This is a genomic window from Oleiagrimonas sp. C23AA (assembly GCF_011759385.1).
In the GTDB taxonomy this organism is placed as follows: Bacteria; Pseudomonadota; Gammaproteobacteria; order Xanthomonadales; family Rhodanobacteraceae; genus Oleiagrimonas.
Genome location: NZ_JAARLY010000013.1, coordinates 16,615 through 40,087, shown reverse-complemented (window position 1 = coordinate 40,087; position 23,473 = coordinate 16,615). Strand labels below are relative to the sequence as shown.

The following is a 23,473-nucleotide window of genomic DNA, read 5'->3' as shown; positions in this document are numbered from 1 at the left end:
TGGCTTTTGAATGGCGCCACCGCCCCGCCGACCCTGCGCGCCTACGCCGAGGCCTTCTCAGACGCTCCTGGTCGCCACGACCGGCGCTACGGCTGCGGCGCGACGTGCCGGACCCAGCACCGCCAGCTGCCCCAAGGCATACAGCATCAATGCGCCAAGCGGCAGGTAGTACAGCGGCAGGCGGGCCAACTCGTAGTGCTTCATCAGCAGCAGGTTCAACAGCATCGCCAGCAGCACGCCTAGCACGATACCGGCGCTGACGATCAGGAAGTTCTCGGCCTGGAAATAGCGCAGTATGTCGCCGCGTCGGGCGCCCAGCGTACGGCGGATGCCGATGCTGCGCGTGCGTTGCTGCACCCAGAAGTTCGCCAGCCCGCTGACGCCCAGTGCCGAAACGAACAGCAGCCCCAGCGCCGAGGCGAGCAGCAAGCCGATCATGCTGGTATCGCGTTGGAAATAGCTGGCGCGTATCTGCGTATACGTCTGCATGCCATGCGTCTTGAGTAGGCGGTTGGGATTGATCTTCATCAGCGCGGCCGCGGCGGCCTTCATCACAAGCTGACGATCCTGTGGTGAGCTGCGCATCACGTACAGCACGCTGGAGCCGTCCGGGCGCTGAGGCCAGATCATGCTGTAGTTGTCCACGCGCGGGGAACGCAGTCGGGGCCGCAACAGGTGGTCGACGATGCCGACAATGCGCACATAGCTGTCGCCGTCGTACATGCTTTGCCCAAGCGCCTGTTTGCCGGGGTACAGATGCCGTGCCAGCGCCCGGGTGATGACGGCGACGGCGGGTTTGCGTGCGCTAACGTACTCATCCTGCTGGAAGTCGCGACCCGCGACCAGGCGCAGGCCCAGGGTGGCGATCAGGCCAGGCGTGCCGTCGTAGATGCTTGGAGTCACGCAACCGCTGCCTTTCAGCGAATTGAGCTTTATCGCCAGGTCCAGGGCCTGCTTGCTGGGGCAGGTGCCATGGGTGGATTCATTCTGGTTCAGCGGCATGGAATAGCTCACCGCCACCACCGACTCAACGCCATGAATCGCCCGCAACGCGGCCAGGTCGGTGCGGTGCTGGACCAGTGGATGGTCGTCCCTGTCGATGCTCCTGCTTTGAATGACCGACAGCTGGTTCTCGGCGATGCCGGTGGACACACTGATCCGCTGAACGCGGTTGACGATCATGAAGGCCACGTTGCAGACGATGGCGCAGGTAAAGGCCACCTGCAGGGTCAGCAAGGTGGCCGTGAGTTTGTGTCGACGCAGGGTCGAAAGTATCGGTCGCAGCTGCATGTCATGATTCCTTATACGGTCTTTAGCTGCAGCGCCGGCGGTACCCGGCAGGCGCGCCATGCGGGCAAAAGGCCGGCCAGCACGCTGGCGACGATCGCCAGTACAAGTGTGCCCAGCAGCATGGGCACATCCATTTGTGCCAGGTGGGCGTAGTCATCTGGCCGATGGCGCACGTTCCATAGGCCAATCTGGGCGATCATCAGCCCCAGTACGCCCCCGGTGACACCGACCACGCACGATTCGATGCCCAGTTGCAGGAAGATGTCGCTGCGCCGCGCGCCAAGCGCCCGGCGCACGCTGATCTCGCCACTACGGCGCAAGAACTTGGCCAGCAGCAAGGCAACGATGTTGAGCATGCATACGCCCAGAAAGCCCAGTGCCAGCCATAACTGCAGACGCACGTCGTCGGGCACCAGATTCTGATGCGCCAGCCAGCCCATCAGGCTGTAGAGCCTGGCCTCGGTGGGTGGGCGCTGGAAGCGACCCAGCGATTTCTGCTGTGCGGAGTAGTCGACCAGGAACTGGCGATATGCCCGCGCCTGTGCCGGGCTGTCCAACTGCACCCAGAACTGAAGCCAGGTCAGGGTGGCGCTGGTCAGGTTGTTGGCGCCATCGCCGCGTTGCCAGCTCGATTGATTGCCATTGACTGGCAGACCCATATCCATGGCCGCGGAAAGCGGCAGAAAGAACTGGTCGCCATCGCTGTAATGCGGGGCTACCAGATCGGCGTAAAACATCGGCCTGGGCTGCCAGTGGGCAGTGACGCCGACGACGCGGAAGTCGTGGTCGCCCAGTCGAACCATCTGGCCGATACCGTGGCCGTGACCGAAGAGCTTGTGGTCCAGCGTGTCGCTGAGCACCACCACCCGGGCGCGCGAGGCGTCATCTGCCGCCGACCAGCCCTGTCCATGGGCGAATGGCACGCCGAACATCTTGAAAAAGTCGGCCGTGGTGTAACGCCCGTCGGCCGTGAACGGTCGCAGGCGGGTGTGCGTGGGTCGCACCAGCAGGGTGCCTCCCGCCATCGCGGCCTGCCGCACGCCCCGGTGTGCATCGAGCAGCGCCATCGCATCCGGCCAGGTGAAGTTGTCGGTGGGGTCGGGACTGTCATCGCGCTGCCTGTAGTTCAGCGGCAACGGATCCAGATGCGGGGTGAACAACCGCGCGCTGCGTTCCGGCAGTGGATCGTCCGTCAGCACATGCAATACGGTGATCATCGTCATGCTGGCGCCGATGCCCAGCCCGATCGCCAGCACCATCAGTGCGGTGAGCACTTTATTGCGCGCCAGACTGCGCAGCGCCAGATCAAGGTAGTAGCCAAGCATTGAAAACTCCTGTGAGGGGACGGTGCACGGATTCCGGCGCCTGGAGTATTCAAGGCGAATATCGTGCCAAAGGAGTAATCCTGTTTTTTCACTTTATTTCAAAGCATTACTTCTCTCATTCAGCGCCTGTGTTGTCCGCGGACAGCATTCGGACGCTTGACGGACACCTCCCGGCATGGGGACGGGGGCCGTTTTTGCCGAGGGACGGCAACAACGACTCCATGTCTCACTCTCTGAACGTGGGCCGTCGCCCATCGAACGGTGTGGGGAAGAGAACAGCTCGGAAATGGAGCGATCTGGACGAAAGTGGGAATAAGGCCGCGTGTCGTTTGGCCGCCAATACTGCCGCTTTCTGTTTCGTCCTCGCTTATTGCCGTTGCAGTTTGAGCGGCGTACGGCTGTACATCGGCTTGCGATGTAACACGCCGATCGCACGAAGGTGGTCTGCAACCCGCAGTACGCCAGGTAGGCCAGGAACAGCACCATCGCCGGCCTGGCCACGCGTCGGTAGCAGCGCAGCCGTTAAAGCGCGTCCCGGTGGGCATGAAGCTCTGTAATTCGGCGTGTGGCCGACACGGCTGCGATTCGGACAGGATGAAAAGGTCGCACAAAAAAGTTGCGCGGTGGCGATCGGAAACGACAGGTGCAGGCCGATGCAGCTCGGCCTTCACCTACCCTCCGGCCGCTTAGCCTGCGCGATCTGCGCACATGGCTGGAGATGCTCCAGATCCAAGAAAGGCCAGCGCTTTTCATCACGCCGTGGCATGGCCCATGTGGACAGCAATATCACATCACAACGGCGGCGAGAGTCGTTCGCAGATTGGGGTCACCAGGGCCTCGACCGCTGCGCGCACCCAGTGGCGGTATCCACTCCATGCCTCCGCTGGAATTTGGCTAAAACCATCTATTGGAGCTCTTCCTAGAGCCGCGCATGTTGGGAGGGCATGGCGCGGGATGATTTGTCGTTGTTAGTTGGTTGCTGAGCTGTTTGTGCCGCCTCATTGGTGGCCGGGCCGGCATCGACATCGACCTTGGTCCAGACCGCGTCGAGCTTGCCCTTGAGGCGCAGCATGGCCGCCGCGGCCATACCCTTGTCCAGCGACTTTTGCTGCTCATCCTCGCTGGCCTGAGGCGCATCCGGTGCGCGGGTCAGCGCGGCCAGTTGCGGCGCCACCACCTGGGTCAGCGCAAACCACGGGTCATGGATGTCGGTGTGCGCCAGCACCATGCCCGGAAGCTCCCAGGCCGCCGCATTGCGGTCAACCGGCGTCGGGTTGCCGGTGTCGTACAGCAGATACGGCACGGTCTGGGTCAGAAAGCCCTGGCCGTTCTTGAAGCCGGCCTTCTGGAAGGCCGGCACCAGTGCCGGCAGGTGATCGCCGAAGAACAGGACGATGGCGCGGCGCTTGCGTCCCTTGAGCGTATCGATCAGGCGGCCCAGCTGCTGATCGGCGTGGCGCGTGTGGTAGATATAATTTTGCAGCTGCGTCTTGTCGTTGCCGGTGACGCCGGCCGGCACCGGCATCTGGTCACGCTCGGTCAGGTTGGCCGGGGGAATGTCATACGGGCCATGTGCCTCGATGCTGATGCCGAGCACGAATTTCGGCGGCCCGGAGTCCGGCAGCTGGCGCAGCAGTTCGTCGGTGAACGACTTGTCGGACATGTACTTGCCGTCGGTGATCGAATCGTCGGCGGGAAACTGGCTGCGCGAGACGAAGCGGTCAAAGCCCAGCGCCTTGAAGGCACTGGCGCGGTTCCAGAACTGCGGGTCATTGCCGTGCACGGCCAGGGTTTCGTAACCCTGGGCCTTGAGCAAGCGCACCATACCCGGGATCACCTTGGCATGGATCTGCAGGTACGGAAAGCGAATGTCGCGGAAGTAACGTAGTGGCAGACCGGTCAGCACCTCGAACTCGGTGCGGATGGTGCCGCCGCCGAAGGTGGGTACATGCAGCCAGCCGGAGGTGCCGGTCCTGGCCAGACGATGCAGATTGGGCGCCAGATCGGTGCCGTCCGGGTAACCCTTGAGAATGGTCGGATCGAAAAACGATTCGCTCAGGATCACGATGATGTCCGGCTTGGCCTGCTCACTGGCCGTCGGCATCGCCTGCAGCCGTTGGCGAATGGCCTGGTCGTATTGGCTCATCAGTGCCATGGCGGCCTTGGTGTCGGGCTTGTCGTGCTCGTTGCCGTATTGCAGATGAAACAGCATCAGCGAGCTGATCAGGCCGGTGGTCTTGGTGGTGGCCGAGGCCGACCACGGCTGCATGCCCATGCGCGGGCCGTTGTAGACCAGTTTCCAGGCCGGCATCGCGGCCAGCAGCGTCACCAACAGTACGGCGCTGACGCCGGCCAGCGACCAGCGTGCGGCTCTGGCGCGCCGCGCGAAAAGGGGCGGTTCGAGTTTGGCCAGCGCAATGATGATCGCGATCACCGCCAGTATCGCCAGGTACGGCCACGGGCTGTGCGGCAGGTAGCCGGCCAGCAGCTCGCCGCCACCGCCTTCCAGCTGGCCGACCATGCGAAAGTCCGCCGGCATCAGCGGCGTGCCCAGGTTGGCCACCTTCAGCGCATTGACGCCATAGATCAGGCCTTCCACCAATAACGCCAGCACGAACGACAGCAGCGCGCGACGCGTCAGCGCAAGCAGCAGCAAAGCCAGCAGGATGCCTGGCAGGGCATTGGCCAAGACCATGAACGGTGCATGGAATGCGGTCATCGGCGCCACGCCCGGATGACCATCAATCAGCGCCGTCGCCAGCGCAAAAAGTAATGCCAGCACCACGACTGCGCCCACACGGGCGGGGGTGGAGCCGGGGAAACGGGGTGATTCCTTCATGGCAAGCAGCGCGATTCAGTGAGAGTGGGCACAACAGCCGGTAGCGGACTGTAACCGTTCCGACATTAACCGGGCTTCCTTCGCGACGCACCTTTCAGCGCAGTGTCATGCTGCATTCATTTCGAGGACGTTGTCGCCGGTTGGCCTTGGGCTGGGCGGGTCCGTAGGCATAATGGGACCATGAATGAAGACTGCTCCCTGCTGCCGCCGGACCTGCGCGAGCTGATCGACGAGCGCACCACCGCACTGCATGCCTGTTGCGACCAGGTCGACGTGCCCTGGCCGTCGGGGCTGGGGCTTGCCAGATTGCGACGCGTGTTGCTGGCCAGCGACTTTGTTTTTGATGCGCTGCGGCGTCAGCCGGCGGCGGCGATTGCGCTGCTGGAGGTGACCGGAGGCGCCGATCTACGACGTGATGCGCTGGCCTTGCCCGACGACGAGGCCGGCGCGTTACGTGCGCTGCGCCAGTTTCGCCATCGCGAGGCGGCGCGGCTGGTGTATCGCGATGTGAACGGTCTGGACCAGCTGTCGACCACGCTGGCCGAAACCTCGGTGCTATACGAGGTGCTGCTGCAAGCGGCGCTGGCCTGGGCCGAGGCACAACTGCAGCGCCGCTATGGCGTGCCGCGTGATGGCGAGGGCCAGGCGCAACGGCTGGTGGTACTGGGCTTTGGCAAGCTCGGCGGCAATGAGCTCAATTTTTCCTCCGATATCGACTTGGTGCTGGCCTATCGCGAACCGGGGCAGACCGATGGCACGCGGGCGCTGGACAACAGCGAGTTTTTCGTGCGCCTGGGTCGCCAACTGGTGCGCCTGATGGCCGAGCCTGGTGCCGATGGCATTGCCGCACGCATGGACTTGCGTTTGCGGCCGTTCGGGCAGGCCGGGCGTCTGGCGCTGCCATTCGGTGCCATGGAGCAGTATTACCAGCGCGAGGGTCGGGACTGGGAGCGCTACGCTTGGATCAAGGCCCGTCCGGTGGCCGGCGATCTGCAGGCCGGTGACGAGTTGCTGGATATGCTGCGCCCGTTTGTCTATCGCAAGTATCTGGATTTCACCGCCTTCGCCGGTCTGCGCGAGATGAAGGCGTTGATCGACGCCGAGGTGGCGCGCAAGGACCTGGCGGACAATCTGAAAACCGGCCCGGGCGGCATCCGCGAGATCGAGTTCATCGTGCAGCTGGCGCAGCTGATTCGTGGCGGCCGCGAGCCGGCGTTGCGAGTGCGCGGGTTGCTGCCGGCGTTGGCCGAGTGCGAGGCGCGCGGGCACATTCCCAAGGCACGCACCGCCCACTTGCGCGAAGCCTATGTGTTCCTGCGCCGGCTGGAAAACCGCGTGCAGATGCTGCGCGATGCACAGACTCACTCCATTCCGGACGATGCCACTTTGCGCGAGCGCGTGGCACGGGCGCTGGATTATGCCGACTGGGCCGCGCTGGAGCGAGAACTGGCCGAGCATCGCCAGACGGTGACCGATGCCTTCGCCGCCACCTTGCTGCCGCACGCCGGCGGGCACGCCGAGCCGATGGCGCACGATGTGGCCTTGTGGCATGCCGCCGAGGCCGGATCGCTGGACGAGGCGGCGATGGAAGCGGCCGGTTTCGTGCCCGGCTCGGCTGCGCTCAGTGCCTTGCAGCAGGTGCCGCAGGCGGCCTCGGTACGGGCCATGTCCGCGCGCGGCCGGGAACGTCTGCAACGGCTGATGCCGCAGTTGCTGGCGGCGGCACGCCAGACCCGCGAGCCGGCGCTGGGCCTGTCGCGGTTGTGCAAGCTGGTGCAGTCGGTGGCACGCCGCTCGGCGTATCTGGCACTGCTGGAGGAACAACCGGCGGCGCGCCGGCGCGTGGCCGAACTGTTCGCCCGTCATGCCTTCCTGGCCGAGCGGGTGATCGAACAGCCGCTGCTGCTGGATGATGTGCTCGACCCGCGCATTGATCAGCTGCCGTTGCGTCGTGCCGATCTGGCCAAGGAAATCAGCCACGCGCTGGACAGCCTGGACGAGCGCGACGCCGAGCAGGAGCTGGAGCGCATCAACGAGTTGAAGGCATCGCTGGCCTTTCGTCTGGGGCTTGCCTTTCGCGATGGCCGCGCCGATGCCGAGGCCACGGCGCGACGCCTGGCTGCGCTGGCCTCGGCGGTGTTGGGCGCGCTGATCACCCTGGCTGAGCGCGAGCTGGCCGCCCAGCACGGACATCTTCCCGGTGAGGGCAGCGGCTTTGCCGTGCTTGGCTACGGCAGTCTGGGCGGCGAGGAGCTGGGTTTTGCCTCGGATCTGGATCTGGTGTTCGTGTTTGATGGCGCGCGCGCCACGGCCATGAGTGACGGCCGCCGCGCCATCGATGGCATCCGCTACTACCAGCGCATGGCGCAGCGGGTCATGCACTGGCTGTCGGTGCTGACCCGGGGCGGGCGCCTGTACGAGGTCGACACCCGGCTGCGCCCGGATGGCTCCAAGGGATTACTGGTGACCAGCCTGGACGCGTTCGAGGCCTACCAGCGTGGCCGGGCCTGGACCTGGGAGCATCAGGCCTTGCTGCGCGCACGCCCAGTGGCCGGCGATCCGGTGCTCGGGGCGCGCCTTGCCACGGTGCGCGAAACCGTGTTGCGTCAGCCGCGCGAGGCCGATCATATTCGTGTCGAGGTGGCCGCGATGCGTCGGCGCTGGCGGCACGAGCGTGATCGCTCCGATCCGGCCCAGGTCGATCTCAAGCAGGGCCATGGCGCGCTGCTGGATATCGAGTTTCTGCTGCAGGGACTGGTACTGGCCCATGCCTCCGAGCAGCCATCGCTGCTGGCGGCTACCTCCACGTTGGGGCTGATCCGGGTCTGCGCCAAGCACGGCTTGCTGTCCGGCGAGCAGGCCGATGACCTGCGCCAGGCCCATCGCGTATTACTGGAGTGTGCGCTGGCCTGCACGCTGGACATGCGACCGCGGGTGATTGCGCGCGACGCCAGTGTGGCGCGGGCCTGCGCTGCCGTGCAGAGCGTGTGCGAGGCGCTGGGTTACGCTTTCGTACCCGAGCCCGGCGGTGGCTGAGGCGCCGGAATACTCAGCCGCCAGCGCACCTGTTCGGCCACGCGCACGCTTTCACGCAGCGCCGGCTGTTGCGTCGGCGTGCTGGCGTCGATGTCATGCAGCAGTCCGCGTTCACGCAGGCGCCCGTGGAAGCGCGCCAGTTTCTCCGGCAGTTCGCTCTCGACCAGGGAGTGTACCGCCAGCCCGGTGGCGCAGGCCTCGGAGAGCATGTTCACCGAATCGGGCGTCACCACCAGCCGGTGGGCCCAGCCCATGGCGCCGGCAAACGGGTTGGCGCCGTCATCCTGGTGGCGCCAGTGCAGGCCGGGAATGTCGGCCAGGTGCGACTTGACCGCGTCGAACAGCGCCGGTGGTGTGCGCCGAGAGGCCAGCAGCAGCACCGAGCCGCCATCGGCGCGCCAGCGCGCCCGCAGTGCCTGGCCCAGCCGCTCGGCGTAGGCGGCGTCCATCTTCACGCCGCGTCGGGGGCCACCCAGCAACACGGTCAGGCGCGGCGCAGGCAGCTCGCCGATAGCGGCAAAATCCATGCGCCCATTGCGCAGCCACTCGTCATCGATCGGGTTGAGCGCACCCAGGGTGGTGATCACGTTGGCGCCCTGCAGGCGATCGTGCTCGGGGGCGACCACCACATCCCAGTGGTGCGGGTCGGCGCGCGGATCGAGAATCTGTACGGCGCGGCAGTGGCCTTCGCGCTTGAGCCAGCGCGTATACAGCGCCGCGTCGCGGCCGCAGCCGATGGCCAGCGCCGGCCATGGCGCCTGGAACGCGCTTTTCTGCAATGCGTTGAGTGCGTGCGGCGCGCGTTGCACCAGATGCGGCGCCAGCCACGACCAGGGCGGTCCGGGCTGGACCAGGTGCGGGTTGGCGCGCAGGCCCATGGCGCGGGCCAGGGCGCGCGCCTGTCGATCGTTGCCGGCAGCGCCGTTGGTCAGTGTCCAGCAACGGTTCACGGGCTTGTTGTCGATCGCTGCACAGTGTGTTCCTTCTTGCGTGCTGGCGGTGCGCCTTGGCATCACTACACTTGGTGGCACACGCCACGGTGACCGTTTCATGGTGCCGCAAGCGGACCGACGATGTCGATGCGTCCTGTCTGCGCGCCAGGCGTGCATCCACTTAAAACCGTTCTGTCGCCCAAGGAGTCTGATGATGCGAGTGCGTTCCCTGTTTGCCGTCGCTGCCCTGGCGCTTGCGCCTGTGGCCGCCTTCGCCGCGCCGAAGACCTACACGCTGGACCCGGGCCATACCCAGGTGATGTTCAGCTGGAATCACTTCGGCTTCTCCAATCCCACCGCCAACTTCAACACCGTCAAGGGCACGCTGGTGTACGACGCCGCCGATCCGGCCAAGTCGCACGTACAGGTGACCATGCCGATGTCTAGCCTGGATACGCACGTGCCGGCTCTGGACGAGCACCTGAAGGGCGCCGATTTCTTCAACGCCGCCAAGTACCCCGATGTCACCTTCAAGAGCACCAAGGTGATTCCCGAGGGCGACCAAAAGCTCAAGGTGATCGGCAACCTCACCGCACACGGTGTGACCCATCCGGTCACGCTGCAGGTCACGCTCAACAAGATGGGCATGCATCCGATGATGAAGGTGCCGGCGATTGGCTTTGATGCCACCGCCACACTCGAGCGCAAGGACTTTGGCGTGGGTGCCTACGTACCGATGGTCAGCAACCAGATCAAGGTGCGCATCACCGTCGAGGCCGATGCCAAGGGCGCCAAGTAAGGTGTCAGGCCGGGCGGCATCGGGGAATCTGCCCGCCGCCCGGGCCGTTTCGGGCATACGCCTGAAACCGGTGCTGCTGGTACTATGCGCTTCTATCAAAGCATCGCCAGATCTGGAGTACCCATGTCGCGTCCCGACCCGACCGCGGAAAAGCTGATTCCCGCCAATGCCGAAAACCGTTACGAAGTGACGCGTGCGGACCTTCCGTTGTCGTGCCCGATGCCCGGCATGTACCTGTGGAACTCGCATCCGCGCGTGTATCTTCCGATCGAGAACGAAGGCGGTGAGTCCACCTGCCCCTACTGCGGTGCGCATTACATCCTCAAGGGCTGATATCGCCCGGAGGGCCGTCAGCGCCGATTCACTTTCGCGCCTCCTGATGGCATGCAATCTGCTTAGAATATCGATAGCCGGCGTACCCTGACACGCTGGCCGTCGCGGCCTGGTCGCGGCCTTCCCGCCTGTTGCAGGCGCCGCCGATGAATCTGCCCGCGCATGCCATCTTCGCTGTCCACGTCGCTACCGCCAAAGGACGCCGGTCGCCCACTGACCGTGGTGCAGCTGATCCCGGCCATGCACTCGGGCGGCGCCGAGCGCACCGCTCTGGAAATGGCGCGTGTGCTGGTCGAGAACGGCCATCGCTCGGTGGTAGTGTCGGCCGGTGGCCGCCTGGTCGAGGCGTTGCAAGCGACCGGCAGCCGTCACATCAGTCTGGCGATTGGCGCCAAGTCGCTGCGCACGCTAGGCACCATCGCCCCGCTGCGGCGCCTGCTGCGCGAGCTGCAGCCGGACATCGTGCATGCGCGCTCGCGCCTGCCTGCATGGATCGGTCTGGCCGCGATGCGGCGGTTGTCGCCCCGGCCACATTTTGTCACCACTGTTCACGGACTCAATTCGCCAGGTCGTTACAGCGCGGTGATGACCCGCGGCGATCGCATCATCGTGGTTTCGCAGACCGTGCGCGACTATGTGCTCACGCATTACCCGACGGTGGATCCGGCGCGCTTGCGGGTGATCTCGCGCGGCGTGGATACGAATGAATTTCCCTACGGCTACCGCCCCGGCGAGGGCTGGGTGGCGGCATTCTTCAATCAGTATCCGAACCTGGCTGGCGCGCCATTGCTGGTGCTGCCCGGCCGCGGCACGCGGCTCAAAGGGCATCATGACGCCATTGAGCTGGTGGCCGACCTGGCACGGCGGGGCATCGATACGCGCCTGCTGCTGCTGGGCGTGATCGAGCCGGGTCGCGAAGCCTATGTCGAGGAACTGCGCGCACTGATTGCCGAACGAGGGCTTCAGCGGCAGGTGGTGCTTAGCGAGCCGCGCCCGGACGTTCGCGATGTGTTCGCGCTGTCGGCGCTGGTGCTGCAGCTTTCCAACAAGCCTGAATCCTTCGGGCGCACCGTGGTTGAGGCGCTGTCGCTGTGTCGTCCTGTGCTCGGCTACGCACATGGTGGCGTCGGTGAACTGCTGGCCGAACTGTATCCGGCCGGCCGCGTGCCGCTGGGTGATCGCGAGCGGCTGGCTGAGCGTGCCGCCGAGCTGCTGCGCGTGGCGCCGCCGATTCCACCGCTGTCCAGCTATCGCATGATTGACATGCAGGCCGCCACGCTGGCTGTGTACCGGGAGCTGGCCGGCCACTGATGCCGAGCGTGCCGGCGATGCCTACAATGGCCGCTTCGGTTACTTTTCCGCGGATGTATCGATGAATCTTGCCGTGCGCCTGAAGCAGGCATTGCGCTCGCCGTTGCTGCCGGTGTGGCTGGTGCCGGCGCTGCTGCCGATCGGGCGTAGCTCCGAGCTGGGCACCTTGCTGTGCACCATCGGCGCGGTGCTGTTGTTGGCGCGCGTGCCACGGGCCTTGGCCGGCCATCCCGGCGCACGTTTGATGCTGTGGCTATTTGCGGCGTATTTTGCGGCGGCCCTGGTCTCGGCCTTCGATGCGGTAGCGCCGGGAAAGACTTGGGGTACGGTCGCCGCCATCCTGCGCTTTGCACCGCTGGGCGTGTATATCTGCTTTGCGGTGCGCCGGCGTTCACGCTGGCAGGTGCTGCAGTTGGCCATGGCCGCGCTGGTGGCGTTCTGGACGCTCGATGCTTGGGTGCAAATGCTGACCGGGTGGAGCCTGGGCGGGCACGCCGGGCCTGAGCGCATTACCGGCATTTTCGGCGCCGGCGACATGAAGCTGGGACCGGTGCTGGCCTCGCTGTCGCCATTCGTGCTGGCCGAGGCGCAGCGGCGCTGGGGCTGGCGTGGACTGGGCCTGGCAGTGGTGTTCGTGTTGGGGCCGATTCTGATGGCCGGTTCACGCGCGGCCTGGTTGACCTACGCGCTCGCGGTCGTGATGTTCGCCTGGCGCGCGGCAGGCTCCATCCGGCGTTTTGCGCTGTGGGCCGTGCTCGCATTGCTGGTGGCAGGGACGGGTGGCGCACTGGCCTGGAAAACCTCGCCGCGTTTCGAGGCGCGCATGCAGCGCACGCTGTTGGTGTTTGCTGGTTCCGAGCAGGCCATCAACACAGCTTCCAGCGGGCGGCTGGATATCTGGTCTACGGCCTGGCGCATGTTCAAGGCGCATCCGATCAACGGCGTGGGGGTTCGCAGCTTCCGTTACGCCTATCCGCACTACGCGCCCAGTAACGATCACTTCGTGGTCAGTGAGGAATCGTGCGGCAAGGGCCAGGGTGCCTGTCATGCCCACCAGCTGGTGCTGGAAGTGGCTACCGGCAGTGGTGTACTGGGGCTTCTTATGTGGCTGGCTGGCGCCGTTCTGGCGCTGCGCTGCTGGCGCCAGGTGGGGCCGATGGCCCGCGCGCAGGCGTTTCCGGCCACGGTGGCATTGGCGGTCACGGTGTTTCCCTTGAATACGCACCTGGCCTTCTATTCGGCGTGGTGGGGGCTGTTGTTCTGGTGGCTGTTGTCGCTGTGGTGCGCAGCGCTGACCGTGCAGCCGGATGAGGCGTTTGACGCATGAAGGTGCGTGAACCGCTGTCGGTGGTGCTGATCACCTTCAACAACGCCGACACCCTGGAGCGTTGCCTGGTCGAGGTCGACTGGGCCGAGGAGATCGTGGTGCTCGACTCGGGCTCCACCGACGACACGCTGACGATCGCCGAGCGCCATGGCGCTCGCATCGAGCATCACCCGTTTGACGATTTCGGCCCGCAGAAGCAGCGTGCCATCGACATGGCGCGCCACGATTGGGTGCTCAATCTGGATGCCGACGAAGTGCTGTCGCCGGGCACGCGGCAGGTCATCGAGCAGGCGCTGGTGGCGCCGCGCGTGGCGGGCTTCCGTCTTCCGCGTCGCGAACGCATGTTCTGGGGCGTGCAGCATCGCTTGAGCCATCGCAACGGGCATCTGCGCCTGTTCGACCGCCGCCGCGCGCGCATGAACGCCACGCCGGTGCATGCGGCTGTCGAGGCAACCGGTCCTGTGCGCACGCTGTGGTGGGCCGACTTCGTCAACGACGGTGATGCCGACATCGAAACACGGGTGGAGAAGATCAACCGTTATTCATCCGGTCTGGTGGTGGACAAGCTGCGCCGTCGCCAGCGCTTCACCGGGCTGCGCATGGTGTTCTATCCGCCGGTGTTTTTCCTGCGCCAGTACCTGATCAAGCGCTATTTCCTGAGCGGCTGGGCCGGATTCATTGCCAGTGTCAGTGGCGCGTTCTATGTGTTTTTGAAATACGCCAAGTTGCATGAGGCACGTCGCGCACGGCGCCGCGGTCAGTAGACCTTCGGCGCGCCCGGCGGGCGCGTCTTGAAGCGCTTGTGCACCCACAGGTATTGCTCAGGGGCCTCGCGCACCATCTGCTCGATGGCGCGGTTGACGCGCGCCGTGTCCGCGCGCGCGTCACCGGTGGGAAATGGCTCCAGCGGAGCTTCCAGTCGCAGCACGTAGCCACCCTTGCCGGGCAGGCGACGATGGAAGAAGGGGATCACCTGCGCACCGGAAAGCCGCGCCAGATGATGGGTGGCGGTGATGGTGGCCGCCGGCACGCCCAGAAAGGGCACGAAAACGTTGTCCTTGCTGCGCATGTCCTGGTCGGGCGCGTACCAGAGCGTGCCGCCTTTTTTGAGGTAGCGCACCGTGCCGCGCAGGTCGTCCTTGTCGAACATGGCTTCGGCGTACCCCAGGCGCGCGCGAAGCACGGTCCACTCGAACACGTCGGAGTCCATGCGCCGATACATGCCGGCGATGCGGATGCGACTGGAGACCAGCCGCGCGCACAGCTCCAGATGAGAGAAGTGACCGCCGACCAGCAGCACGCCACGGCCCGCGCGGCGCGCTTGCTCGAGGTGCTCCAGACCCTCTACGCGCACCGGAATGCGCGCCACCGCCTTGTCGCTGGCGAGCCAGCCCAGCGCAAATTCCATCAGCATCAGGCCCACATCACGCAGGTTGGCGCGTACCAATGCCTGTTGTTGCCGGGTCGAAAGCTCGGGAAAGCACAATTCGATGTTGCGTCGTGCGATATGCCGACGCTGTCGGTTGAGCACCCGCGCCAGCGTGCCCAGGCCGCGCCCGAGTGCCATCAGCGCGCCAAACGGCAGGCGTGCCAGTAGCCATAGTAGACCCACGCCAATCCAGGCCGGCCAGTGTTTCGGGGCCAGCAGGGCGGCTTGGAATGTCGGTCGCTTGGCACCAGGCATGGATCGGCGATTGTAGCAGCGTGCACGCTTGTTCCCGGCATAAAAAACGCCGCCGGGAGTCACGGTGGCGTTAAAGGTCTGGGGAGACGTGTCCACGAGTCACGCCGATGGTTTTATGGGTGTTGCCAGCGTGGAAACCAACCTTCCGCGCCTCACGGCGGGGCGGGGCGGTCGGGTCGGGTGCAGTTGGCACACGAACCGTGCGCATCGGGTGCGATGCACAGGCTCGACGATGCGCTGTCATTGGCCGAATGTCAACATGATGAGGTCATGACGGCCCTTCATGCTTACCATGGCGCCGTTATACTGGCCCGTCATCCGACTCCGGGGCACCTGCTTGCGATTGCTGTATACCCTGGCCATGTACCTGGCCACGCCGCTGTTTTTGCTGCGCCTGATGGCGCGGGGCGTGCGCTATGGCGATTACCACAAGCGCTGGCGCGAGCGCTTCGGGTTGTTCCGCCGTCCGCGCTTTACTTCCAGCCTCTGGGTGCATGCGGTGTCGCTGGGTGAGGTCAATGCTGCCGAGCCGCTGATCAACGCCATGCTGGCGCAGTATCCGGATTGGCCGCTGGTGGTGACCACGGTGACGCCGACCGGCTCGGAGCGTGTGCGCCAGTTGTTTGGCGAGCGCGTATTCCACGTCTACCTGCCCTACGATCTGCCGTTTTCGGTACGCCGCTTCCTGCGCCGGGTGCGACCGCGCCTGGGCGTGATCGTGGAAACGGAAATCTGGCCGAACCTGTATTTCGCCTGCCGTGATCACGGCGTGGCGCTGATGATCGCCAACGCGCGCCTGTCGGCGCGCTCGTTGCGCGGCTATGCGCCGGCGCGCGGGCTGGTCCGTGATGCGCTGAGCTGCGTCACCTATGTGGCTGCGCAGTCGCGCTGTGATGCGGCGCGCTATCGGTTGCTGGGCGCCGATCCAGGTGGTTTGACGGTGGCCGGCAATCTGAAGTTCGACATGCCATTGCCGCGCGAGGCCATGCTGGAAGGTGCCGAGTTGTGTGAGCGCTGGGGTCGGACGCGTCCGGTATGGATGGCGGCGAGCACGCACGAAGGCGAGGAAGTGGCTGTACTGCAGGCGCATCGTCGCGTACTACAGGCGCACCCGGATGCGTTGCTGTTGCTGGCGCCGCGCCATCCCGAGCGCTTTCGCGGTGTCGAGCAGGTGGTGCGTGAGCATGGCATTGCCCTGGCCACGCGCAGTGGTGATGGCGAGCCGGGGCCGGGTACACAGTGCTTCCTGATCGATGCCATGGGCGAGCTGATGCGTTTTTACGCAGCCGCGGACGTTGCCTTCGTTGGCGGCAGCCTGGTCGCCATCGGCGGTCACAATGTGCTGGAGCCGGCGGCACTGGGGCGACCGGTGCTGGTCGGGCCTTATACCTTCAATTTCGACAACATCACCGAAGCGCTGGTTGATGAAGGTGGCGCGCGGCGCGTGGCCGATGCCGATGCCTTGGCTGGAGCCGTGCTGTCACTGTTGGAAGATACGCTATCACGTGAGCGCATGGGGGAAGCTGCCTGCGTGGTGTTCGATCGCGAGCGCGGCGCGGTCGGGCGCATTATGGGGCTGGTCGAACAGGTACTGGCAGCGCGCTGACAGTCGTGCACCGAGAGCGTTTGGCAGATACAAAAAAAGGGCGCCGCGGGGCGCCCTTTTTCATGCCGCGCAAAGCGCGGTCGGACTTCATGCTTACTGCAGCAGTGCGTTGACCGACTGCAGATCCTGCGGCTGAAGCGTGCCGGCGGCCTGTTTGAGCAGCAGTTTGTCCAATACGTACTGGTGACGGGCCTGCGAGTAGTTGCTCTGCGCGTTGGTCACTTCCTGCTGCGAGTTCAGCACGTCGACGATATTGCGCGTACCAACCTCGAAACCGGCCTGGGTGGCATCCAGCGCGCTCTTGGAGGAAGTCACCGCAGCCTTGGTGGCGCGCACCTGGCTGATGCCAGCCAGCACCGAGCGATAGTAGTTGCGGGTGTTGCGCACCGTCAGGCGGCGCTGGGCCTCCAACGCGTCCTTGGACGAGTCGCGGCTGTAGATTGCCTGACGCACGCGTGATTGCGTGTAGCCGCCGGAGAAGATCGGCACGCTCAGCGTCAGCCCGATGGTGGTGTGGCTGGGCGTATGCGAGTGGTAGTCGCCGTTTTCGGTCCAGGTGGAGGACTTGCCATAGCTGACCGAGGCGCTGATCGTCGGCAGGTGGCCGGCACGCGCCGCGTCGATGGAATGATCGGCGGCATCGACGTTGTACTGCTGCGCCTGCACTGACGGGTTGTTGCTCAATGCGGTCTTGACCCAGTCCGACAGCTTGTTCGGCGCCGGCGGCGTCAGCGGCAGGTCATCGCGCAACTGTTTCAGGTGCTCGGCCGGCTGGCCGGTGATCTGCGTCAGCGCCTCACGTGCATCGTCCAGCGAGTTCTTGGCGGCGATCACCTGGGCCACGGCCGAGTCGTGCTGGGCCTTGGCATCCTGCACATCGGTGATGGCCGAAAGGCCCACCTTGAAGCGCTGGCGCGCCTGCTCCAGCTGACGGTTCAGCGACTGCTCGTAGGCCTTGGCGAACTTCAGCGAATCCTCGGCCGTCAGTACATTGAAGTAGGCTTCGGCCACGCGCACCATCAGATCCTGCACGGCGGCGTTGTAGCTGGCCGTCTGTGCCTTCTGCGAGGACTTGGCGCTGGCCAGGTCCGCCCATTGGCTCAGATCAACAATGCTCTGGCTGAGCGTGCCCGAGATCGAGCGCTGGCGCGTATGTCCGTAATCGGTGGTCGGCTGGTTGGACAGTGGCAGGCCGGTGCTCGGGTCAATGACCACGTTGCTGCCGTAATTGCTGCTGCCGGTACTGCTGCTCTGCTGCAGGCTCATCCCGGCGCTGATCTGTGGCAACAGCACCGATCGGGCCTGCACCACACCTTCGTGGCTGATTTTCTGTTCGGCGCTGGACTGGGCAAGCGTCGGGTCATTGGCCAGCGCCTGACGGTAGGCCTGCATCAGGTCCTCGCCATGCGCAAACATGGGGGCCACGGTCAGGGCCAGGGCAATGGGCAGCAACTTAAAGCGCATGATCGGCCTCATCGGCATTGTGTCACTTTGTCAGTGCCACCGGTCAGAGCGTGAAACGCTTTGGCTCGGCAGCGTGGGCAAGGTAGGGAAGATCGGTCTCGAACAGGCTTTCGATACGGAAGCGGCCTTCGCCTTCATGGTGCAGCAGCACCGCCTCCATTGCTGGCGAGGTGCCGCGGATAACGAACATGCGGCCGCCGGGCTTGAGCCAACGGACGAACTTCTCGGGAATGGTGTATACCGCGCCGGTCACGGCGATGACATCGAAAACGCCGTCAGGCGTGTAGCCGTTGACCGCTTCGGCCACGCTCAACGCGACATTGTCGATGCCGGCCTGGGCCAGGCGGGTCTGCGCGGCGTCAACAAAATCGGCATGCATGTCGACGCTGGTCACGTGCTTGGCCATGCGCGCCAGGCAGGCGGTCAGGAAGCCCGAGCCAGTGCCGATTTCCAGCACGCGCTCTTCGTCGGTCGGCAGCAGCGCCTGCAGCACGCGGCCTTCGAGCACCGGCTTCATCATGACTTCGTTGTGGCCCAGCGGCAGCGTCACGTCGGAGAACGCGGTGTTGCGGTAGGCGGTCGGAACGAAATCTTCGCGACGCACGTCGGTCAGGGTGTTCAGCACGCGGTGGTTGACCACCTCCCAGGTGCGTACCTGGTTCTCCACCATGTTCTGTCGGGCAAGGTCGAAATTCATCGTCATCGTTCAAGCTTCCACGCGCGGGGAAAAGGCCAGAAATCATAGGATTTTACGGCCCTTCCGGCAATGTCAAAGGCTGCCGGGTGAATGCTCGCACTCGAAGTGCCACAAGTCATCGCGCGTACCTGACGTAAGTCATGCGTGACTTGTTACCCCTTAAATTTCCGGCTCAGGCGCTACGGCGCATGGGCAAGGTTACCTCTGCGGCCAATGGCAGGCGCATCAACTGGGTCTTGACTCGTGCCGCCAGCTCGCCATCCAGGCGTTGGATGCGCGAGAGCAGCGAAACGTTGCCTTGGCTGTGCGCGGCCAGGCATTGCCATGCCAGCCAGCGCGCCAGACGCTCCCCGTCCACCAGTGTCAGATTGGCCAGCGCGCTGCGAGCGGCAAAAGCGGCGCGGCGGGCATCGCCACCGGCGCGCTCGAGCCAGGTCGCTACACTGCGAAGTGCCTGCCGATAGGCCGGCTCCAGTTTGATTTCCGTATACGTTGTAGACATATAGGATAGAAGCAGGGCATTTACGTGCCCTGGAAATAATTGAACCAGTGCGTATACTAAAGGTAGTCCAGTGAATTGTGAAGTCGCCATGAGCCGTGTTCGATCCAAGACCGCCGGACCCGGCCGTCCGAAAGACATGGAAAAGCGCGCCGCTATCCTGGAGGCCGCCAAACGCCTGTTTACCGAAAAGGGCTTTGAAGGCACCAGCATGGATGCGGTCGCGGGTGCTGCCGGCGTCTCCAAACTGACCGTGTACAGCCATTTCGGCGACAAGGACACGCTGTTTCGCGAAGCCATTCGCCAGCGTTGCCAGGAGGTGCTGCCCGATCATCTGTACGCGGTGCCCGAGGAGGTGTCCCCGCGCGAGGCGTTGCTGGAGCTGGCACGCCATCATGCGCGGGTGGCCACCAGTCCGGAGTCGATCGGTGTATGGCGCGCCATCACCAGTGACTGCCGCAATGGCAGCCCGAGGATGGGCCGCCTGCTGTGGGAAGAAGGTCCCGAGCGGGCACACGTGCTGATGAAGGGTTTTCTCGATCGCCTGGTTGAGGCCGGCAAGCTGGATATTGCCGACACCTCCCGTGCGGCCGCACAGTTCCATGCGCTGGTGAAGGGTGATCTGCACTTCCGACGCATGTTTGGCTGCGTGGAAAAGTCCTGTCAGGACTTCGAAGGCGAAGTGATGGCCAATGCCGAAGCCGCCGTCGAGATGTTCCTGCGCGCCTACACGCCGCGCTGATCGGCACCGACGCTCGCACGCGGCGCAAGGCGCCGTTCACGTTTGTTTGCCTTGGCCTGCCTATGATGGGTGTCGACGCTTTGACGGCGCTTGACCGACAAAGTCCATGCATACCCACCCACTCGCACCGAGGAGGCAGGCCATGGCGGCGAAGCCGTTCCTAACCGATATCCAGACCATCCGACGTCGTGCCCGCGAGCACATCGAGCGCGGCGCGGTCACCGATGGCTACCAGGCCGATCGTGAGACGGTCATCAAGATTCTCAACGAGGCGCTGGCCACCGAGATCGTGTGCGTGCTTCGCTACAAGTACCACCACTACATGGCCGCGGGCATTCACGCGCAGAGCGTGGCCGCCGAGTTCCTGCAGCATGCGCAGGAAGAGCAGGCGCATGCCGATCGCATCGCCGAGCGCATCACCCAGCTCGAGGGCACGCCCAATTTCTCGCCCGAGGGCCTGCTCACGCGCAGTCACTCCGATTACGTCGAAGGTGAAGACCTGGTCGACATGATCAAGGAGAACCTGGTCGCCGAACGCATTGCCATCGACAGCTATCGCGAGATCGTGCAGTACCTGGGCAATGACGATCCGACCACGCGCCGGTTGATGGAAGACATCCTGGGGCAGGAGGAAGAGCACGCCGAAGATATGTCCACGCTGCTCGAACAGCTGGGCAAGAAGGGTGAGCCGGCCAAATCGGCTCCTGCGCGTGGCGCCGCCAAGAAGGCGCCGGCCAAGAAGGCCGCCAAAAAGGCGGTGAAGAAGGCCCCGGCTCAAAAAGCTGCGAAAAAGGCGAGCAAGAAGACGGCCAGCAAGGTGGTGAAAAAAGCCACCCGCTGAGGCCTGGAGCCAAGGCGTCCCGGCGGGCGCCATCGGCCGATACGCCCGTTACCGGCCCCGGTAGGCGCCATCCGTGATGGACGCTGCCGGGGCCGGTGTATGCTGGGACCACGCTCGTTGCTGGGGAACGATGATGACGCCTTCTTCTGCTTCCGGCACTCACCGCGCCCGCTGGGGTTGGGGCCTGGGCGCCGTGCTGGCCGTAATGGTGGTGCTGGTACTGGCCATGATGTGGTGGTGGGATACCGAGCCTTCACCCTTCGCCCCTGACCAGGTGACCCGCACTACGCTTGCCGACATGCACGCGCACGCCGTGCCCGGTGCGGAGACCACGATCACGCTGATGCATTCGGTCGACACGCTGCTGGACAAGCGCGGCGGCTATCTGAGCAATGATGTGCTGCCCCCCGGCGTGTTCATGGACAATGTGCCGCACTGGGAATATGGCGTCCTGACGGCCTCGCGCGATCTGGTGCGCGCCATGCGCAACGATTTCTCACGCTCGCAGGCGCAGTCGACCGAAGACGCCGATCTGGCCAAGGCCGACCCGCTGCTGTCCAGCCCCAACAATCGCTGGCTGCTGCCCAGTTCGGAAAGCCAGTATGGCAAGGCGGTCGATCACCTGCGTGCCTACCTCAAGCGTCTGACCGACGGGCACGATGGCGATGCCAACTTCTACGCGCGGGCTGACAATCTGGCCGATTACCTGCAGGTGGCTTCCTCGCGATTGGGCTCGCTGTCGCAGCGGCTTTCGGCCAGTGTCGGCCAGATCCGGCTGGACGAGAGCCCGGGCAATGGAGCACCGCCGAGTGCGTCGACATCGGCACCAGCCATGGCCGGCGCCGATGCAGCCGATACCCGGGAGCAACGGGTGAAAACGCCTTGGAGTCAGATTGACGACAACTTCTACGAAGCGCGCGGCTACACCTGGGCGCTGCTGGTGCAATTGAAGGCTTTCCGGCACGATTTTGCGCCGGTGCTGCGCGACAAGCAGGCGCGCATCAGCCTGGACCAGGTGATCCGCGAGCTGGAGGAGGCGCAGCACCCGCTGGGCAGTCCGGTGGTGCTCAACGGCTCGCCTTTCGGCCTGTTTGCCAATCACTCTCTGGTGATGGCCAATTACATCTCGCGAGCCAATGCCGCACTGATCGATCTGCGCGAACTGTTGCGTCGCGGCTGATTTTCCCATCACGAAAAAGGCCGGGCGCACTGGGGTGGCCCGGCCTTATTTGCGCGTTTTGAATGACAGACCGCGTCAGGCGCCGTTCTTGTAGCGCTCGATGCCAGCATGGATCTCGGCAATGGCCTCTTCGGCACCGACCCAGCCCTCGATCTTGACCCACTTGCCTTTCTCGAGATCCTTGTAGTGCTCGAAAAAGTGACCGATGCGCTCCATCCAGTGGTTGGAGACCTGATCCATGGTTTCGATGTGCGCGTAGCCGGCGAAGGTCTTGGCGTTGGGCACCACCACCAGCTTCTCGTCCGAGCCGGCCTCATCGGTCATGCGCAGCATGCCCACCGGACGGCAGCGGATTACCGCGCCGGGCACCAGCGGCAGCGGCAGGATCACCAGCGCGTCCAGCGGGTCGCCGTCGCCGCCCAGCGTCTGCGGCACGTAGCCGTAGTTGCACGGATAGCGCATCGGCGTGGACAGGATGCGATCGACGAAGATGGAACCGCTTTCCTTGTCCACTTCGTACTTGACCGGTTCGGCATCCTTGGGGATTTCGATAACGACATTGATGTCGTTCGGCACGTCGCGACCAGCGCTTACCAGGTCCAGACCCATGGAGCTGTACTCCTTCAACTTCGAATTTTGGAAAACGCGAAGGATACGCCAAATGCCGCTGCACCGCAGCACGCCTGGGCCCGGCCGGTTATGCCGGTTCAGATATACGGGCGCTCACGCAACCACTTGGTGGCGATCCATTTTTCGCCTTCCAGCACCGGCAATCCGGCATGCAGCGATGGCTTGTCGCCACCCTCGTAGGCGAAGTAGACAGCCGAGCCGCGACGTGCGGTGACGGTCAGATCGACGTGCGGAAAATGCGTACCGCCGCCACGCGTCGGCGTATTGAGGTACATGATGATGCTGGCCACGCGTTGCCCGCCGTGCGCGGTCACCTGCGAAAAACCCTGCTGCTTGGGATCGAACCAGTCCCAGTGCGGCTCGTATTGCTGGTGGCGCTGGTAGTTGAGAATCTGCATGCCCTCGCCGTGCGAGACCGGCAGTTCCACCAGCTCGGCGATGCGCTGCTCGATGCGTTCGAGCAGTTCGGTTTCGCCCAGATTGAAGAACATGCCGTTGTTGGTGCGGCGCGGATCGAGCTGCTGGCGGCCCTCGGCATCCAGCGTGAGGGCGCGCTGCATGCGTGGTCGCGATTGCTCGATCAGCGCATCGCATTCCTCATCGGAGAGCAGGTTGTCCAGCACGCGAATGATCGGCGTTTCCACCGCTACCGATACGTTCACCTGGCGTCCGTCGACCTCGACGAACGGTGGCGTCGGGTGCTTGGTGCGTGCGCCGGAGGCACCTTTGAATGACAGGTCCATGCCCAGGCCGGGGCGGTCGAGCACCTTGGACAGAATGCGCTTGGCCTGGCCTTCGGCGTAGCCGGCGTTGCGCATCAGGTGCAGCATGCCGGCGATATCGACGCCGGAGCGGGCCGAGCCGAGGATCCAGTCGCGCAGCTCCGGCGTGATGGCCACTTGCGGTGTGATCGGGGCGTGTTTTCGCTTGCTCATGTC

At 64.7% G+C, this 23,473-nt stretch carries 19 protein-coding genes and 1 pseudogene; 10 read left to right on the top strand and 10 right to left on the bottom strand.

Features of this window, described 5'->3' with window-relative positions; genetic code table 11:
* Positions 1-57: 57 nt before the first annotated feature.
* The 3 genes from HBF24_RS16635 to HBF24_RS16625 all read right to left on the bottom strand — a co-directional run bounded on the left by HBF24_RS16635 (position 58) and on the right by HBF24_RS16625 (position 5,454).
* Positions 58-1,290, bottom strand: a complete 1,233-nt coding sequence (locus HBF24_RS16635; RefSeq protein WP_167175590.1) for an FtsX-like permease family protein — start codon at positions 1,288-1,290, stop codon at positions 58-60.
* 11 nt (positions 1,291-1,301) lie between these two features.
* Complete coding sequence (locus tag HBF24_RS16630; RefSeq protein ID WP_167175587.1) at positions 1,302-2,615, bottom strand: ABC transporter permease; 1,314 nt, start codon at positions 2,613-2,615, stop codon at positions 1,302-1,304.
* A gap of 919 nt (positions 2,616-3,534) precedes the next feature.
* Positions 3,535-5,454 (bottom strand): LTA synthase family protein, encoded by a 1,920-nt coding sequence (locus HBF24_RS16625; protein ID WP_167175584.1) that lies wholly within the window; start codon positions 5,452-5,454, stop codon positions 3,535-3,537.
* A gap of 180 nt (positions 5,455-5,634) precedes the next feature.
* Between HBF24_RS16625 and glnE the strand changes: the two genes are divergently transcribed.
* A complete protein-coding gene (glnE, locus tag HBF24_RS16620) occupies positions 5,635-8,490 on the top strand; it encodes a bifunctional [glutamate--ammonia ligase]-adenylyl-L-tyrosine phosphorylase/[glutamate--ammonia-ligase] adenylyltransferase (protein ID WP_167175581.1) in 2,856 nt (951 codons plus the stop codon).
* Here the strand turns inward: glnE and HBF24_RS16615 are convergent.
* A complete protein-coding gene (locus HBF24_RS16615) occupies positions 8,457-9,440 on the bottom strand; it encodes a mitochondrial fission ELM1 family protein (RefSeq protein ID WP_343162790.1) in 984 nt (327 codons plus the stop codon). The genes glnE and HBF24_RS16615 overlap by 34 nt on opposite strands.
* 196 nt (positions 9,441-9,636) lie before the next feature.
* Here HBF24_RS16615 and HBF24_RS16610 point away from each other — a divergent pair, with 196 nt between their 5' ends.
* From HBF24_RS16610 to HBF24_RS16590, 5 genes are all read left to right on the top strand, one after another.
* Positions 9,637-10,221, top strand: coding sequence for a YceI family protein (locus HBF24_RS16610; RefSeq protein WP_167175575.1), 585 nt, complete (start codon positions 9,637-9,639; stop codon positions 10,219-10,221).
* Between the two features lie 123 nt (positions 10,222-10,344).
* Positions 10,345-10,554, top strand: a complete 210-nt coding sequence (locus HBF24_RS16605) for a zinc-finger domain-containing protein (protein WP_167175572.1) — start codon at positions 10,345-10,347, stop codon at positions 10,552-10,554.
* Between the two features lie 162 nt (positions 10,555-10,716).
* Positions 10,717-11,865, top strand: coding sequence for a glycosyltransferase (locus HBF24_RS16600; RefSeq protein WP_167175567.1), 1,149 nt, complete (start codon positions 10,717-10,719; stop codon positions 11,863-11,865).
* Positions 11,866-11,926: 61 nt separating this feature from the next.
* Positions 11,927-13,192, top strand: coding sequence for an O-antigen ligase family protein (locus tag HBF24_RS16595; RefSeq protein WP_167175565.1), 1,266 nt, complete (start codon positions 11,927-11,929; stop codon positions 13,190-13,192).
* Positions 13,189-13,956, top strand: a complete 768-nt coding sequence (locus HBF24_RS16590) for a glycosyltransferase family 2 protein (RefSeq protein ID WP_167175562.1) — start codon at positions 13,189-13,191, stop codon at positions 13,954-13,956. The genes HBF24_RS16595 and HBF24_RS16590 overlap by 4 nt, the downstream gene beginning before the upstream one ends.
* Here the strand turns inward: HBF24_RS16590 and lpxL are convergent.
* A complete protein-coding gene (gene lpxL, locus HBF24_RS16585) occupies positions 13,950-14,876 on the bottom strand; it encodes an LpxL/LpxP family Kdo(2)-lipid IV(A) lauroyl/palmitoleoyl acyltransferase (protein ID WP_167175559.1) in 927 nt (308 codons plus the stop codon). The two genes, HBF24_RS16590 and lpxL, sit on opposite strands and share 7 nt — an antisense overlap.
* A 337-nt stretch (positions 14,877-15,213) precedes the next feature.
* Between lpxL and waaA the strand changes: the two genes are divergently transcribed.
* A complete protein-coding gene (waaA, locus tag HBF24_RS16580) occupies positions 15,214-16,482 on the top strand; it encodes a lipid IV(A) 3-deoxy-D-manno-octulosonic acid transferase (RefSeq protein WP_167175556.1) in 1,269 nt (422 codons plus the stop codon).
* 93 nt (positions 16,483-16,575) lie between these two features.
* Here the strand turns inward: waaA and HBF24_RS16575 are convergent, their stop codons facing one another.
* From HBF24_RS16575 to HBF24_RS16565, 3 genes are all read right to left on the bottom strand, one after another.
* Positions 16,576-17,946, bottom strand: a complete 1,371-nt coding sequence (locus HBF24_RS16575; protein WP_167175553.1) for a TolC family outer membrane protein — start codon at positions 17,944-17,946, stop codon at positions 16,576-16,578.
* A gap of 43 nt (positions 17,947-17,989) precedes the next feature.
* The gene (locus tag HBF24_RS16570) at positions 17,990-18,649 is read right to left on the bottom strand and encodes a protein-L-isoaspartate O-methyltransferase (protein ID WP_167175550.1); all 660 of its coding nucleotides are present in this window, start codon (positions 18,647-18,649) and stop codon (positions 17,990-17,992) included.
* Positions 18,650-18,815: 166 nt separating this feature from the next.
* Positions 18,816-19,145: a hypothetical protein gene (locus HBF24_RS16565; protein ID WP_167175547.1), complete on the bottom strand. Its 330-nt coding sequence runs from the start codon at positions 19,143-19,145 to the stop codon at positions 18,816-18,818.
* Between the two features lie 88 nt (positions 19,146-19,233).
* On the opposite strand from HBF24_RS16565, the gene HBF24_RS16560 reads away from it, so the two are divergent.
* The 3 genes and pseudogenes from HBF24_RS16560 (at position 19,234) to HBF24_RS16550 (ending at position 21,905) form a co-directional block, all read left to right on the top strand.
* Entirely contained in the window at positions 19,234-19,884 is a 651-nt protein-coding gene (locus HBF24_RS16560; protein WP_167175544.1) for a TetR/AcrR family transcriptional regulator, read from the top strand.
* A 142-nt stretch (positions 19,885-20,026) separates the two neighbouring features.
* A pseudogene (locus HBF24_RS16555) lies at positions 20,027-20,590 on the top strand (DUF892 family protein); the annotation flags it as partial.
* Positions 20,591-20,858: 268 nt separating this feature from the next.
* Positions 20,859-21,905, top strand: coding sequence for a DUF2333 family protein (locus HBF24_RS16550; RefSeq protein ID WP_240922650.1), 1,047 nt, complete (start codon positions 20,859-20,861; stop codon positions 21,903-21,905).
* Positions 21,906-21,980: 75 nt separating this feature from the next.
* Here the strand turns inward: HBF24_RS16550 and ppa are convergent, their stop codons facing one another.
* Both ppa and HBF24_RS16540 read right to left on the bottom strand, forming a co-directional pair.
* Positions 21,981-22,514, bottom strand: a complete 534-nt coding sequence (gene ppa, locus HBF24_RS16545; protein WP_167175533.1) for an inorganic diphosphatase — start codon at positions 22,512-22,514, stop codon at positions 21,981-21,983.
* A 98-nt stretch (positions 22,515-22,612) separates the two neighbouring features.
* Positions 22,613-23,470, bottom strand: a complete 858-nt coding sequence (locus tag HBF24_RS16540; protein ID WP_206064401.1) for a 2OG-Fe(II) oxygenase — start codon at positions 23,468-23,470, stop codon at positions 22,613-22,615.
* Positions 23,471-23,473: the final 3 nt, after the last annotated feature.